The sequence below is a fragment of the Bacteroides sp. 11BF genome (genome assembly GCF_019633765.1).
Classification (GTDB): Bacteria; Bacteroidota; Bacteroidia; order Bacteroidales; family Bacteroidaceae; genus Bacteroides; species Bacteroides hominis.
The window spans coordinates 82,172-95,942 of the sequence record NZ_JAFKPJ010000012.1; the positions used below are offsets into that span (position 1 = coordinate 82,172).

At 43.4% G+C, this 13,771-nt stretch carries 15 protein-coding genes; 7 read left to right on the plus strand and 8 right to left on the minus strand.

Annotation, left to right across the window (positions count from 1 at the left end; translation table 11 throughout):
• Both JZY04_RS13780 and JZY04_RS13785 read left to right on the plus strand, forming a co-directional pair.
• Entirely contained in the window at nucleotides 1–2,199 is a 2,199-nt protein-coding gene (locus tag JZY04_RS13780; protein ID WP_122142789.1) for a tetratricopeptide repeat protein, read from the plus strand.
• Nucleotides 2,200–2,416: 217 nt separating this feature from the next.
• A complete protein-coding gene (locus tag JZY04_RS13785) occupies nucleotides 2,417–2,926 on the plus strand; it encodes a DUF3836 domain-containing protein (protein ID WP_122142790.1) in 510 nt (169 codons plus the stop codon).
• 334 nt (nucleotides 2,927–3,260) lie between these two features.
• On the opposite strand, the gene JZY04_RS13790 is transcribed toward JZY04_RS13785, so the two are convergent.
• Both JZY04_RS13790 and JZY04_RS13795 read right to left on the minus strand, forming a co-directional pair.
• Nucleotides 3,261–4,097, minus strand: coding sequence for a glycoside hydrolase family 16 protein (locus tag JZY04_RS13790; RefSeq protein ID WP_005780598.1), 837 nt, complete (start codon nucleotides 4,095–4,097; stop codon nucleotides 3,261–3,263).
• 165 nt (nucleotides 4,098–4,262) lie between these two features.
• Nucleotides 4,263–5,180, minus strand: coding sequence for a hypothetical protein (locus JZY04_RS13795; RefSeq protein WP_122142791.1), 918 nt, complete (start codon nucleotides 5,178–5,180; stop codon nucleotides 4,263–4,265).
• 216 nt (nucleotides 5,181–5,396) lie between these two features.
• Between JZY04_RS13795 and JZY04_RS13800 the strand changes: the two genes are divergently transcribed.
• Genes JZY04_RS13800 through JZY04_RS13820 form a run of 5 tightly spaced genes read left to right on the plus strand, consistent with a single transcriptional unit; the run spans nucleotide 5,397 to nucleotide 10,108 of the window.
• Entirely contained in the window at nucleotides 5,397–6,920 is a 1,524-nt protein-coding gene (locus JZY04_RS13800) for an amino acid adenylation domain-containing protein (RefSeq protein WP_181996426.1), read from the plus strand.
• Between the two features lie 13 nt (nucleotides 6,921–6,933).
• On the plus strand, nucleotides 6,934–7,176 hold the full coding sequence (locus JZY04_RS13805) for an acyl carrier protein (RefSeq protein ID WP_005807656.1): 243 nt from the start codon (nucleotides 6,934–6,936) through the stop codon (nucleotides 7,174–7,176).
• A gap of 3 nt (nucleotides 7,177–7,179) precedes the next feature.
• Nucleotides 7,180–8,562: an MBOAT family protein gene (locus tag JZY04_RS13810; RefSeq protein ID WP_005807657.1), complete on the plus strand. Its 1,383-nt coding sequence runs from the start codon at nucleotides 7,180–7,182 to the stop codon at nucleotides 8,560–8,562.
• Nucleotides 8,563–8,580: 18 nt separating this feature from the next.
• The gene (locus JZY04_RS13815; protein ID WP_220577433.1) at nucleotides 8,581–9,672 is read left to right on the plus strand and encodes a hypothetical protein; all 1,092 of its coding nucleotides are present in this window, start codon (nucleotides 8,581–8,583) and stop codon (nucleotides 9,670–9,672) included.
• Between the two features lie 43 nt (nucleotides 9,673–9,715).
• The gene (locus JZY04_RS13820; RefSeq protein ID WP_005807659.1) at nucleotides 9,716–10,108 is read left to right on the plus strand and encodes a hypothetical protein; all 393 of its coding nucleotides are present in this window, start codon (nucleotides 9,716–9,718) and stop codon (nucleotides 10,106–10,108) included.
• Nucleotides 10,109–10,260: 152 nt separating this feature from the next.
• Here the strand turns inward: JZY04_RS13820 and JZY04_RS13825 are convergent, their stop codons facing one another.
• The 6 genes from JZY04_RS13825 to JZY04_RS13850 all read right to left on the minus strand — a co-directional run bounded on the left by JZY04_RS13825 (nucleotide 10,261) and on the right by JZY04_RS13850 (nucleotide 13,741).
• On the minus strand, nucleotides 10,261–10,842 hold the full coding sequence (locus JZY04_RS13825) for a Maf-like protein (RefSeq protein ID WP_122142794.1): 582 nt from the start codon (nucleotides 10,840–10,842) through the stop codon (nucleotides 10,261–10,263).
• A gap of 31 nt (nucleotides 10,843–10,873) precedes the next feature.
• A complete protein-coding gene (locus JZY04_RS13830) occupies nucleotides 10,874–11,395 on the minus strand; it encodes an HAD family hydrolase (protein WP_122142795.1) in 522 nt (173 codons plus the stop codon).
• An 18-nt stretch (nucleotides 11,396–11,413) separates the two neighbouring features.
• Entirely contained in the window at nucleotides 11,414–12,205 is a 792-nt protein-coding gene (locus tag JZY04_RS13835; RefSeq protein ID WP_005780614.1) for a Rossmann-like and DUF2520 domain-containing protein, read from the minus strand.
• Nucleotides 12,202–12,534 carry a hypothetical protein gene (locus JZY04_RS13840; protein WP_005780616.1) on the minus strand — a complete coding sequence of 111 codons (333 nt, stop codon included), beginning with the start codon at nucleotides 12,532–12,534 and terminating at the stop codon, nucleotides 12,202–12,204. The genes JZY04_RS13835 and JZY04_RS13840 overlap by 4 nt, the downstream gene beginning before the upstream one ends.
• A gap of 2 nt (nucleotides 12,535–12,536) precedes the next feature.
• Nucleotides 12,537–13,073, minus strand: a complete 537-nt coding sequence (locus JZY04_RS13845) for a nitroreductase family protein (RefSeq protein ID WP_005780618.1) — start codon at nucleotides 13,071–13,073, stop codon at nucleotides 12,537–12,539.
• Between the two features lie 125 nt (nucleotides 13,074–13,198).
• Complete coding sequence (locus JZY04_RS13850; RefSeq protein WP_005780619.1) at nucleotides 13,199–13,741, minus strand: carbonic anhydrase; 543 nt, start codon at nucleotides 13,739–13,741, stop codon at nucleotides 13,199–13,201.
• Between the last annotated feature and the right edge of the window lie 30 nt (nucleotides 13,742–13,771).

Genomic DNA, 13,771 nt, shown 5'->3' on the forward strand with positions numbered 1-13,771 from the left:
ATGAACGAACAACTTATCAACGAACAATATCAATACATCCTCCGCCTGATCGGACAAAAACGACTGAAGGAGGCGCTGACTCAACTGGAATCATTCCTCTGGAAGTGTCCGGAATGGTCGCTCCGTACCCGCCTGGAGCAGATACAGACTTCGTACAACTATATGCTGCAATACATGCGCCAGGGGGTAGAAGACCCGGAGCGTAAGAAATTATATCAAAGATTGCTGGCCGATACTCTTGAAATCACCGATCAGGCACGTATTACACTACTCGACAGTGTATCAAGCCATTATTATCATCAATATCGTACGCGACGTACTGAGGAACTTTCTCCCCTTACCCTGGAGATGCTGATACACACGCTTGAATCGTTCAATGATGACCTGGCCGTAAGCGGATTCATTTCGGATCAAAACATGGATGAAGTTTTAAAACGTCACGAAGATAATCTGCGGATTCTGTTCCTGCAAACCTGGACCAATAGCAACTGGAGTACGGAAGAAAGTACAACTGCACAATCCATGCTTCAGTCCGAATTACTTCCGGTGAACGATCTTTGCCTTTTTACAAGTGCCGTTACCCTTAGTCTGATGGAATGTTTCGATCTCCGAAAACTTCTGTGGCTGATAGATGCTTACCGTCACCCCAATGTACAGATCAGCCAGCGGGCTCTGGTAGGAATCGCTTTTATTCTCCATACCTATTCACCACGTATCGATTTCTATCCGGAAATCAATTTACGCATCACGGCACTGATGGAAGAAACCGCGTTCGAAAAAGAACTGTTACGCGTACATATCCAAATACTTCTCAGTCAGGAAACGGAGAAAATCGACAAAAAAATGCGTGAGGAAATCATTCCCGAAATGCTGAAAAGCATGTCTCCCATGCGCAACATGAAGTTTGGTTTCGAAGAGTCCGATGAAGAGAAAGATGACACCAATCCCGACTGGGCCGATGCTATAGAGAAGTCCGGACTGGGTGACAAGTTGCGTGAAATGAACGAATTGCAACTGGAAGGTGCCGATGTATATATGAGCACATTTGCACAACTTAAAAGCTATCCGTTCTTCAGGGAAATTTCCAATTGGTTCTATCCTTTCGACAGGCAACAATCGGCTGTCATTAAAGAGTTTCGTAACCGGGAAACAGAAGGAGGAAGTCTGTTGGAAATCATCCTGCAGTCTGGTTTCTTCTGTAACAGTGACAAGTATTCGCTGTTCTTCACCATGCAGCAATTGCCGCAATCACAGCGTGACATGATGTTGAGCCAACTCACGGAACAACAAATGGAAGAATTGGCAGATCAGTCGAAAGCCGAAACACTGAAGAAATTTTCCGAACGCCCCGATACGGTAAGTAACCAATATCTGCACGACTTATACCGCTTCTTCAAATTGAATATGCGAAGACAGGAATTTCGCGACTTGTTCAAAGAGGCCATCTGCCTGTACAGCAATCCGGCATTGGAAGACATGTTGTTCAACCCGGATGCCTTGCTGGCTTTAGCCAACTTTCACTTCAGAAAAGAGCACTGGGAAAAAGCAGCCGAAGCCTATGACAAAGTCGCCTACATGGTCCCACGAGAGAATGAAACTGAAGTTTACCAAAAGCAGGGCTACTCTCTGCAAAAACTGAAACGATATGCACAAGCCATCGAAGCCTATCGGAAAGCAGATACCCTCAAACCGAACAACTTATGGACTAATCGCCATTTAGCCATTTGTTATCGTCTCGACCGACAATTCCGCAAAGCTTTGGAATATTACCGAAAAGTGGAAGAAGTATTGCCGGAAGACACAAAAGTAATTTTCTATATTGGCAACTGCCTGGCAGAGACATGGAACTACGAAGAAGCGCTGAACTACTTCTTCAAACTCGATTTCCTGGAAAGTGATTGCATCAAAGCATGGCGTGCCATCGGTTGGTGTTCGTTCATGACAGGAAAACGTGAACAAGCCATGAAGTACTATGATAAAGTGATTGCCCAAAAGCCGATGCCGGTAGACTACCTGAATGCCGGTCATGTGGCATGGTCATTGGGAGATATAGAGAAAGCCGTGCCTTTCTACTCCAAAGCCGCAGAACTCTATGGCAGTAAAGAGCAGTTCCTTGAGATGTTCCGCAAGGACGAGGATATCATCATAGGAAAAGGTATTACCCCCGATGATATTCCATTGGTTCTTGATCTGATTTAAAACAAACAAGAAAGAAAAAACGAACAGGGTGTCCGATTGCGGACACCCTGTTTTTTTATAACCTATTAATAATAAAGCTTCTAAATTATGGCATACCTATTGATTCTTACTCTACAGAAAATAATCTGAAAAAAGATTGTATACCCGTGCAACTTAAATTCAAGTAGCAACGTCTAATAAACAAAGAAAGATATAAACTAATTAAATAATAAAGGATATGAAAACAATTACATTTTTCAAAAGAGTATTAGCCTCTGCAGCATTAGTTTCGGTATGTGGATTTGCTTGTGCAACAAACAACGGTAAACAGTTTATCCATAACGATACGATGGAGAAGGGAAGACTCGTCTGCCGTGAAATATATTCTATGGACAATCCTGTTTCAGGCATACTCAGTCCAGTAAAAATGCATAAATACAGCTACGATACCGACCATCAGAGAACGGTGAAATCCACCTATACATGGAATGTATTTAAAAACGCATGGGAAAAAGAATCTTTGACGGTTGTCTCCCGGTATGAAACAGAAACGTCGGTAGAGTATTCTGTATGGAATAAAGAAAAAGAATCATTTAGCCCATCAGAAAAATATATATACATCACCAACAGTGATAACCAACTGATAGCCCAATACGCATACAAAATGAACTCCCGCACCAACCAATGGATATTGGAGAAAGACGCCTTAGCACCCATTTACGAGAACATTTATGCAACAACCCGTTAATGGAGATTCCGGATTTCACAGATATGGAAAAATCAGGTAACATAATCAAAGAAACCGGAACATCAAAGAGAAAGAATTTAAATCCGGAAGTTGATAAAAAAGTAGTTATCCCCATCTCCTCTTTGCCAAGACTCTCTTAGGAGTTCAAAACATCGAATCAAGACAAAGCATTTATAACCAAACAGATAAATGCACTTGGTATCTGAGTATAGAAAGTTAGTTTTAACACTGTATTAAAGTTGGTTCTTCAAACACAGACAACAAGTCTTTTGCATGCAAAAGACTTGTTGTTTATATTCGTGAAAGTAAAAACGGAAATTATGCATTAACAATGTTAACGATCCACAGGTTGACTTACTTTTACCCAGTCTATCTCCATCTTCGCAGGCAGTTCACTATCCGTTATGGTACCAGGCCAAGTACCTGCACCGCCCAAAGCATAATTTAAAATCAAATAAAAAGAAGTATCGAACGGCCATTGCTTTTTGACGCTCTCATCGGCCAAATGCAAGTTAGGATAGACTAAAGTGGTAGCTCCATTCACTTTAAAAGTAAGAGACTCGGGAGTCCACTCGATACCAAATACATTGAATTGCCCTTTATTGTAAGGAACTGTTTTTGTTGGAACAGGCTTAGTGAATCCCAAGTCATTTTTGTAGTGGCTGTGAATTGTTTGATATACAATGCCGTCATGATTCAACTGCTCCATAATATCTATTTCACCGCAAGCAGGCCATCCACTGTAAACGGGTTTGGCAGGCATCATCCAGATGGCAGGCCATCCACCCTTTGCCGTCTTGGTGAAACGGGCACATATCTCTATTTTACCATATTGAAATTCTGCTTTACCTAATGACTGCACCCCTCCCGTCTTATATACTCCATTCACTTTCTCGGCAATCAGTACTAACTTCCCATCGTGTACATAAGCCTGATCATAACTTTCGGATAAATATTTGCTCCAGGCAGGACTGCCTTTTTTGCACAAGCCCCATTTTGTTTTGTCGGGAATACTATCTGTCTGGTTGAAGTCATCTTGAAAAACTATCTTCTCCGAAACAGCATCTGACCTTGTCAGAGGTGTAACCATCGAATCATCAGAAGACGAACAAGCATAGAAAGAAAGTACCGACATGACAGCACCGCATGATAAGACAAGAGATCTTTTCATAATATTAAGGTTTTAGAGTTAAACATAAAATTACTGATAAATAACAAACTGTATATTTATTTAGTTCATCAACTCTCTGTGATTTTTTATACGATTCAATAGAGACAATCTAATCTGACTTACCAGAATCCATAAAAGGTATCAATAAAGAGAGCGTCGTTTATGTCATTCAAAACTATAAGAAACATTACACCAAGCTATTTCATCATTCTCAGATGTCATCTGATTAAGATCTTCAAATACAGGATAATAATAAAAAAAATCAGAATAGTTGGCTATAAAGCCGCCATCATGTCCCCTCCCAAAAGAAGTGAAATGCCCGGTTGAACTGTAAGTCCAGAAATGAATTGAGTAGGTCAGCTGTAATTGATCACTATTGACATTATGATTTACCTTACCATAAAATTCCCAACGATTTTCGGCATGGGAACGCATGAAAAGAGAATCATTCCGCATCTGAAAATACTTTTCGTATGAAAGTGAAGTACCATCTTCAAAGTCGGAAGAGAATCTCAACTTATCAACAGATATAAACTCAATCTTATCATTTGGAAAACCCTTAATAAATCCATCCGAACTATTGAAACGGCTTTCCCAATAACTGTCCATCTCCGGAAAGATTTCTACGCCTCCTTTACTACTGCCTTGATAGCATCTGAAACCTTCAAGTCGGCATTGTCCGCTATAAGCCACAGACCGGGACGCAACAGCCACCGGAATAATATGCTCTTCTCCCCGATAAGATACACAGATATGAGTTTTTCCAACCCCAGCCACACGAACTTCAATGCATCTTTTTCCTAAGTAATCCGGATTATACGTAGCGTCGACCACCGCAGTATCTTCCGAACGGACTTTTATCTGATCTCCGGATGCAGCTTTCAGAAAAATCATAGCCGGTGTTTGCAAAACATCCATCAAGAGTCCCTCTTCTCCCAGGAGACGCTCTTCAGAACCATTACCGGTATAAAAACGAATTTCATTTTCATCATCTTTCTCACAACCGCTAAGCACTATCACAACTACCGTAGCAAAGAGAACATAGTACAGACTTTTAAGTAAGGGTAAGGTTACAGGTTTCATATTATTTTCAGTTTTAGTAAAATCCCTATTCGGATAAAATGCAAATATAACGAATTAAAGAAGGAAAGCAAGGTTAAGAATGCGTTATCACACAATTAACGTTCTTTAATTCATTGCCCGTAGGGAGATCAGTTCATTTCCCTGTCTTTTTAATAAATGATCTCAAGAAGATAGAAGGAATTCCTAAACCTAAAACATGAATAAAAACTAATGGATATGACAACATCTCCCCGGAAGGATATTACCAATGATATTCTTTCCACCATGCAACGTTATCCCGAAAACGAAGCATTTATCATTGACGATAAACATTATACTTATGCCCAACTTGGTAAAATAACAGCCTCCGTCGCCCATTCGCTATCAGAGATAGAAGATGAAAGAATCGGGATCATTGCGGAAAACCGGATTGAAACCTACGCAGCCATTCTGGCGGTACTGGCCAGTGGAAAAACATATGTCATTCTGCATCCTGCTTACCCGGAAGAACGTAATCTCAAAATAGCCGGACTGGCCGGATTGCATACTTTGCTCTGCACAAGCCATGTCGAACGCCCGGCATTCGGAACCGACCTCTTCAGAGTAATCAACACAGACAAGCTGTCGGGAAAAGCACCGTCGGAATTGTCAAGGCTGCAATTCTACCCGCCGGAAGAAAAAAGAAACGCTTATATCATTTTTACATCGGGAAGCACAGGCGAACCCAAAGGAGTCCCCATCACACGTGCCAATCTGAACACTTTTTATCAGGCATACGATTCTCTTAACTGGAACCTGGATGAACACGACCGCATGTTACAAATGTTTGAGCTGACATTTGACGTATCCGTCGTATCATTACTTTATCCCCTGACTTTAGGAGCTTCCGTTTATACAGTGGCCCATCAGGATGTAAAGCATTTCAAGGTGTTCGAACTTCTGGAGAAGTACGAGCTGACCTTCGCCACGGTCACCCCCTCTCTATTACAACTTCTTTCACCCTATTTCGATGAAATCAGCCTGCCTGCTCTGAAATATCTGGGAGTATCGGCAGAGGCGTCGCAAACCGAACTGTTGGAACGATTCAGAAAATCGGTACCCAACGCAGAGTTCGTCAACCTGTACGGCCCGACAGAGGCTACGATTTACTGTACCTGTTACCGTATTCCGGCTTCCGGCACATGCAAGCATTACAACGGAATGGTGGCTATCGGAAAACCATTTCCCGGTATCCGCGTCATCATTGTTGACGAAGAAGGAAATGATCTGCCTCAGGGAGAGACGGGAGAACTTTGGGTATCCGGTCGGCAAGTAATGAAAGGCTATCTGGATGATCCGGAAAAATCGGCATCGGCTCTAATACACCGTCCTGACGGACAAATTTATTACCGGACCGGAGACCTGTGTATTTTAGACAACGATGGGGATATCATTTATTGCGGCCGTAAGGACTATCAAGTGAAAATACAGGGCTTCAGAATAGAACTAAGCGAAATAGAATACACTGCCCAGTCGTTTTTCAAGACTCCTTGCAACGTGGCTGCCCTTCCGTTAATCTGTGACGGAATTTGCAACGAACTGCATCTGGCAGTCGAAACGACCGAATGTGACCAAAACAAATTGATAGAATATCTGAAAGAAAAGCTGCCACAATACATGTTACCGAAACAAATTCATTGTATCCCTCAGTTTCCGGTAACCAATAGCAATAAAACAGACCGAAAAAAAATTGTTGAACTGATAAAAGAGAAGGAACTCTAAAAACAATATAAATATGAACCGAGAAGAAGTATTAAAACAACTACAAAGCATTTTCCGTGATATTTTAAAGAAGGACAACGTCTGTATCAGCGAATCATCCACCTCTCAAGACGTAGATGGCTGGGACTCACTGACCCATATGCAAATTATAGCCCAAATCGAGAAACGTTTCGGAGTACGTTTCAACTTTCGGGAAGTAATTAAATTCAAGAATGTCGGCGACCTATGCAGTGCCTTATTAACCAAAATGGAATAAATCATGCAGTTTCTCTCCTTTAGTTTCCTGGCTCTGATTACTCTCTGTTTCTTTCTTTACTATGCAGTCAAAGGACGTGCCCGCAACTTCATACTACTGGCAGCCAGTTGCATCTTCATCGGATGGTATTATCTGCCATTCCTGTTGACGGCAGTAGTGGTGGCACTGTTCACCTTCTTCTGGGCACAATGGATGGAAAACAGGGCAAAATCCGGGAAAAAGACCAAAGTAATCTATATCGCAGGAATCATCGGTCTGATAGGCGGATGGCTCCTACTCCATGGCACAGTGATAGATGACATCATCTTTCCACTTGGAATGTCATTCTACACATTCCAGGCCATCGGTTATCTGACAGATGTGTACTGGCAGGAGCAACGTGCCGAAAAAAACTGGGTAGATTTCCTGATCTATATGCTTTTCTTCATGAAATTCCTCTCCGGTCCCATCGAACGGGGTGGAGACTTGTTGCCACAACTGAAAGACCCTCGCCCGTTCATCTACTCGAACGCAGTGACCGGACTGAAATATATTTTGCTGGGACTGATAAAGAAACTGCTTATAGCCAATCAGATAGCCCCGCAGACGGATATCATGTTTCATTCGATCCATGACCTTTCGGGTGTCCAACTACTGATGACCTGCCTGCTCTATCCTATCGAACTGTATGCCGATTTCTCCGGCTATACGGACATTGCCATCGGAGGAGCCTACCTGTTCGGCATCAAGCTATCGCCAAACTTCAACCGCCCGTTTGCCGCACGTTCCACCGCCGATTTCTGGCGCCGGTGGCACATGTCACTCTCTTTTTGGGTACGCGATTATCTCTATGTGCCGTTAACCGCCGGTACCCGTAACTGGGGACAGTGGGGAGTCTACTTCAGCCTTATCATCACCTTTCTGGCATTGGGATTATGGCATGGCTCCGGATTAACCTTCGCCATATACGGACTGATTCAGGGCATATTGATCTGCTGGGAAATGAAAACCTCTGCTTTTCGCAATAAGTTGCCCCAATATATCGGGAAATATGCATCCGATAGCCTGTTGATAATCCGTACCTATCTGTTGTTTGCGCTGTCACTTATTTTCTTCCGTGTACAATCATTGAGCGATGCCTGGTATTTTTTACGGAACATCTCGTTCGAAGTACATTCTTCCTGGAAGGAAATGAACATCGGCATACGCGACCACAATTGCATTGTAGCAGGTTCGGCCCTGTTACTGGTATTGATCTATGAATATTATGCATCTAAATATAACCTGATGGAAACACTCGAACGCCAGCCCGCATGGCTACGGTGGAGTGTTTACTATCTGCTGGTATTCGCCCTGCTGATGTTAGGTAAGTTCGATACGGAAACTTTTATCTATTTACAATTTTAACCGAAACCAATTACACCCATGCTACATTCACCGAAAATCTCTCCCAAAACACGTTTCTGCCTGAAACTCCTGTTATTGGCATTACCACTTTTCCCGATAGTGGCCATCTATTTCATTTTCGACCCTTATATGGTGCTGCACTCCTACAAACGATTCGATAACTCTCCCGTACTGCTCAACGAAGCGCATGTGGGATGGCAGAATTATCTTCAGAATCGTGATTCGATAGCCTATAACTCGTTTATACTCGGCAACTCCTGTACCATGGCATTCCTGACAGGAGAATGGGAGAAGTATCTGGATAAGGACGATCATGCCGTGCGCTTTTATGACAACTGGGAAAGCCTGGGCGGTGTGCGCCAGAAGCTTCAAGCGCTCGATTCCGTAGGTGCCCCTCTGAAAAATGTATTAGTCGTTTTGGATAAAAAAGCACTGGATAGAAGTAAGCCCCTGTCGGGCAACGACCATCTGTTTTCGGCTGAGGCAGCCGGTATCAGCCAGTTGGGATTCCATCTGAGATTTTTGCAGGAATTCCTCTATCCTGACAAAACAATTCCTTACATAGGCTACCTGATCGGACATAAGTATGCTCCTTATATGAAAGGGGTCATAAATCCGGGAGATCCCATTCGGGAACCTTACACGAACAACTTTATCAATCCCAGAGAAAAAGAGATCGGACAGGATGGCGAATTGTACTGGACCCATCATGAAAAAGAATTCAAAAAACGAACGGATGCAGGCAAAGAAGAACTGCCGGCTGTGTCTGTCAGCCAGATTCAAGTACTTCGTGCCATTAAAAAAATTTGTGATAAGCATCATACAAACCTGAAATTCATCATCGGCCCGGATTATTTTCAGAAAAAAACAAACCGGGAAGACATCAAAAGAATGAAGGAGATACTGGGTGCTTCTGCCGTATGGGATTTCACGGGAACTAATGAATATACAGCCGATATACATCATTACTATGATCCCGGTCATTATCGTCCTCTGCTGGGGGCACGCCTGCTGAAAGTTATTTATCAAGATTCGGCACCTGCCGGCAATGAAAACAACCCCATAGCAACATCAAACAACTCCAAAACGTCTTTTACACAAAACAGATAAATATATCAGAGAAAATAATTATATAACATCAAAAACTTAATTTATGAAAAAGATTTTATTATTAGTATCCATCTGCATTTCATGTTCATCTTGCTGTACACTATTCAGCAGTTCCAAACAAGACATCACTTTTACGGGAATGAATGGAACTAAAATCTACGAAGCATCGACCAAACAGAAAATAGCGGAAATCAAAGAAGACAACAGTGTTACCGTCCAGATCAAAAAGAAAAGAGAAGACAAACAGTTATTGGCCAAAAAGGAAGGATACCAAACCACTCCCTTTGTCTTGGAATCTACTTTCAACAATGCCTGCCTGTGGAATATTTTATTCTGGCCCGGCTTCTTAGTCGACCTGGGCACGCAAAAGATGAACAAATGGGACAACACGATTATCAACATCGAAATGGAGAAAGAGAATACAGAAAACAAATAATCAACTCTCAGGATAATGACCGTTACACAACTCAAGTTACCATCCTGATCCCTCCAAGGCAATAAACACGTATGGCATTCTCCTCCTTCCGATGAACGAGGAAAATGCCATACGAAATCAAGCGATATGAAGTTAGCGTCAGAAACAGCCTCCTACAGTTGTTTCAACTCCCGGTATAGCCTCTGGATAGGAAGCCCCATTACATTGAAGTAACTGCCAGAAATGGATTCAACCCCGACAAAACCGATCCACTCCTGCACGCCATACGAACCGGCTTTGTCCATTGGCTGATAGTGATCGACATAATAAATAATTTCGTCTTCATCAAGTGTTGCGAAACGGACATCTGACACAGCAGCGAAACTCTTTTGCCACTCACAGGTGGTGAGGCATACCCCGGTGATCACCTGATGGGACTTACCGGAAAGATTTCGCAACATCTCTATGGCATCTTCACGTCCAGAAGGTTTCCCAAGTGCCTTACCTTCGTGCCAGACTATGGTATCGGCAGTTATCAAAAGTTCCTCCGGGTGCATCACAGACTGATAAGCGGCCGCTTTCTCACGGGCTATGAACAGCGGAATCTCTTCGCCTTGCAGAGAGTCGGGATAAGACTCATCGACATCGGGCAATGTTTTTACCACATAATCTACCCCCAAGCCGGTCATCAACTCTTTCCGCCGTGGAGAATTAGATGCCAATACGATTTTATAACGATTCAAGTTAGCAAGCATACTAATAAATTAAAGAGTTATATACTAAAAATCACCACCCGAAAGCATCATCCGACAACCATTTGCCTTGCGCTTTAAGTACTTGCTCCACCACATCACGTCCGCAACCGTATCCGCCGTCGGCATATGAAATGTAGCGGGCAACGGCTTTCACCTCGGGAGCGGCATCTTTGGGACAACAGGGCAAGCCGCACTCACGCATCACTTCCATATCGGGAACGTCATCGCCCATGTAGAGTATCTCCTCGTCCGCGAGTCCATGCTTGTCACGGAAATCACGATAATCGTGTATCTTTATGGCAGAGCCTAAATAGAGATCGGATACCCCCAATCCGGCAAAGCGCTTCTGCACCGCATCGGTCCGCCCACCTGTGATAATGGCAATATGAAGACCTTTTTTCACAGCCAGCTGGATTGCATAGCCGTCTTTTATATTTACCGTACGCATCGGTTCACCCGACGGATGGAGTGGAATCACATCTGCACTCAACACTCCGTCTACATCAAAAGCAAGTGCTTTAATCCGGGTGAGGTCGTAATTGATAGTACTCATTCTTATTTATATTTGGGGTTAATGTCTTTCGTGGATACTTCGGCTAAGTAATTCATATAATTGTTGCATCCCGGGATCATCGGCAAGCATCCGCAAATGATTGCCGATGACGTTCTCGTCATAACGGATCGCAGGTCCCGTCTGTGCTGCTTTAGGTTCCAATTCGTGCACTTTACGAGCTGTTTCATCAATTAGCGGCAACATCACGTCGAACGGCAAGTTATATTTCTTAAGCAGTTCGGCGGCAAGGGCATACATGTGATTAGTGAAATTGCATGTGAACACAGCAGCCAGATGAAGGCTCTTGCGTTGTTCCGAATCGGCATCATATACACGGTTCGACAAGGTAGACGCAATAGCTTTCAGAAATGCGGCATCTTCGGTCGACGAAGCTTCTATAAAGAAAGGAATCTCCTTAAAATCGACTTCCCGTTGCTTACTGAAAGTCTGCATAGGATAGAACACCCCATAATGTGACGCATGTCCTTCCCAAATACTCATCGGAATGCTGCCTGCCGTATGCACCATCAATGCCTCTTTCCGTTTACCGGCTACGATAGCGGGAAGAAGTTCGGCAAAGGCGGAATCTTTGAGCGAAATGATATACAACTTTGCATATGGATTCACCTCTTCAAGGCTCGTCGTATACTCAGCTTCTACTTTCTGCGCCAGCTCACGGGCCGACTCTTCCGTACGGCTATATACCTGTACGATACGGAATCCTTTCCGATAAAGAACCTTTGCCAGATTTGTGGCAAGATTTCCGGCACCGATAAACACAATCGGTGTATCTTCTATACTTCTTTTCATCGTGTTGAAATCAAATACAATATACCTCCGATTATCAATAAAGCCAAGGGCAGCAGGTAACCGGACATCGAACCAAGCAGTGAGACAATCAAGCCGATATTCAGTACCAGCCACAATCCGAGTAGCACCAGGCCGACGGATTTGTCCCGTTTGATAAACAGGAAAATAACCGCAGTGTAGAGCAAAAGATTATCTTTATTCATCACCCAGGGTATACCCAATGCAGAAAAGTGTATCAGTTTGTCTATCAGATAGAGCATCCCTATCACAATAAGGGTGACTGCCGTGGCTTTATATGTATCTTTATTGTTTGCTTTTACCGCACTCACCGCTACTTGCCTCCAAACTTATTAATATGGATTTTCTCCCATTGCAGATTATCTTCATTGAAGGGCTTGCGCTCCATGCCTTTGTGCCCGATCGCAATAATGGACAACACCTGTAATTGCAAAGGAATGTCGAGCACACCACGCACAAACTCATCGGAAGGCATTCCGGCAGCAGTATAACGCTCGCGTACCTGCACCCAGCAACTGCCCAATCCCAAGTCTTCGGCCTGAAGCTGAATCATGATGGAAGCAATGGAAGCATCTTCAATCCAAACATCGCTTGCCAAAGGATCGGCAGTAACCACAATTGCCAGCGCGGCATCGGCTATGAAAGCAGAAGCCTGCTCTTTACAGTGCGAGAGTTCGCCAAGCAGCTTTTTATCATCGACCGCGATAAACTGCCAACTATTGCTACGTTTAGAAGTGGGAGCCATCAGAGCCGCTTTCAGCAAAGCGACTACCTCCTCCTGAGAAAGTTCTTCTCCTGTAAATTTCCGCATACTGCGGCGTTTCTTTATCAGTTCACTGAAATTTTCCATATACTATAAATGCATTGTTTTTAATAAACGAACATTTACCGCAGACTTATACAGAATCATAATAAAAAGTCCGATCTGTATGAATCTGCATAACCGGTAATGATTTCCCTGCAAAGATAGGCAATTTATTCCACTCTCGTCAATTCACCGGTCAGTGAATCGATGATAAAGCCATGCACCCGGACGTCTTTCGGGATCAGCGGATGGTTCTCGATAGAACGGACCGTCCCCCTGACAGACTCAACCGGATCGTCGAAACCTCCCAGCCACGAACTGAAATCGACACCGCAGTAGCGTATCATGTCGATTGTTTCAGATTTGATTCCCCGCTCTTTCATGTGGGCAATCATTTCATCACTGTTCATGTGGCAAGCACCGCAATCCGAATGGGCAATGACCATAATTTCTTCCACCCCCAGTTCGATGATGGCTACCAGCAAGCTACGGATGACACTGCCGAAAGGATGGGAAATGACGGCACCGGCATTCTTTATAATCTTCACGTCTCCGTTGTGGATTCCCAAAGCAGCAGGCAGCAACTCAGTCAGACGGGTATCCATACATGAAAGGATTGCGATCTTCTTATCGGGGTACTTGTTAGTAATATACTTTTCGTATCCCTTGTTCTCAACGAACTTTTTGTTGAATTCAAGAATTTCTTCTAACATAATCGAAACGGATTTTATTGTAGTATATCT

Excerpts from the sequence above, each read along its gene's own strand:
- JZY04_RS13780 (WP_122142789.1), top strand. The coding sequence starts at position 1 with ATGAACGAACAACTTATCAACGAACAATATCAATACATCCTCCGCCTG.
- JZY04_RS13785 (WP_122142790.1), top strand. The coding sequence starts at position 2,417 with ATGAAAACAATTACATTTTTCAAAAGAGTATTAGCCTCTGCAGCATTA.
- JZY04_RS13790 (WP_005780598.1), bottom strand. The coding sequence starts at position 4,097 with ATGAAAAGATCTCTTGTCTTATCATGCGGTGCTGTCATGTCGGTACTT.
- JZY04_RS13795 (WP_122142791.1), bottom strand. The coding sequence starts at position 5,180 with ATGAAACCTGTAACCTTACCCTTACTTAAAAGTCTGTACTATGTTCTC.
- JZY04_RS13800 (WP_181996426.1), top strand. The coding sequence starts at position 5,397 with ATGACAACATCTCCCCGGAAGGATATTACCAATGATATTCTTTCCACC.
- JZY04_RS13805 (WP_005807656.1), top strand. The coding sequence starts at position 6,934 with ATGAACCGAGAAGAAGTATTAAAACAACTACAAAGCATTTTCCGTGAT.
- JZY04_RS13810 (WP_005807657.1), top strand. The coding sequence starts at position 7,180 with ATGCAGTTTCTCTCCTTTAGTTTCCTGGCTCTGATTACTCTCTGTTTC.
- JZY04_RS13815 (WP_220577433.1), top strand. The coding sequence starts at position 8,581 with ATGCTACATTCACCGAAAATCTCTCCCAAAACACGTTTCTGCCTGAAA.
- JZY04_RS13820 (WP_005807659.1), top strand. The coding sequence starts at position 9,716 with ATGAAAAAGATTTTATTATTAGTATCCATCTGCATTTCATGTTCATCT.
- JZY04_RS13825 (WP_122142794.1), bottom strand. The coding sequence starts at position 10,842 with ATGCTTGCTAACTTGAATCGTTATAAAATCGTATTGGCATCTAATTCT.
- JZY04_RS13830 (WP_122142795.1), bottom strand. The coding sequence starts at position 11,395 with ATGAGTACTATCAATTACGACCTCACCCGGATTAAAGCACTTGCTTTT.
- JZY04_RS13835 (WP_005780614.1), bottom strand. The coding sequence starts at position 12,205 with ATGAAAAGAAGTATAGAAGATACACCGATTGTGTTTATCGGTGCCGGA.
- JZY04_RS13845 (WP_005780618.1), bottom strand. The coding sequence starts at position 13,073 with ATGGAAAATTTCAGTGAACTGATAAAGAAACGCCGCAGTATGCGGAAA.
- JZY04_RS13850 (WP_005780619.1), bottom strand. The coding sequence starts at position 13,741 with ATGTTAGAAGAAATTCTTGAATTCAACAAAAAGTTCGTTGAGAACAAG.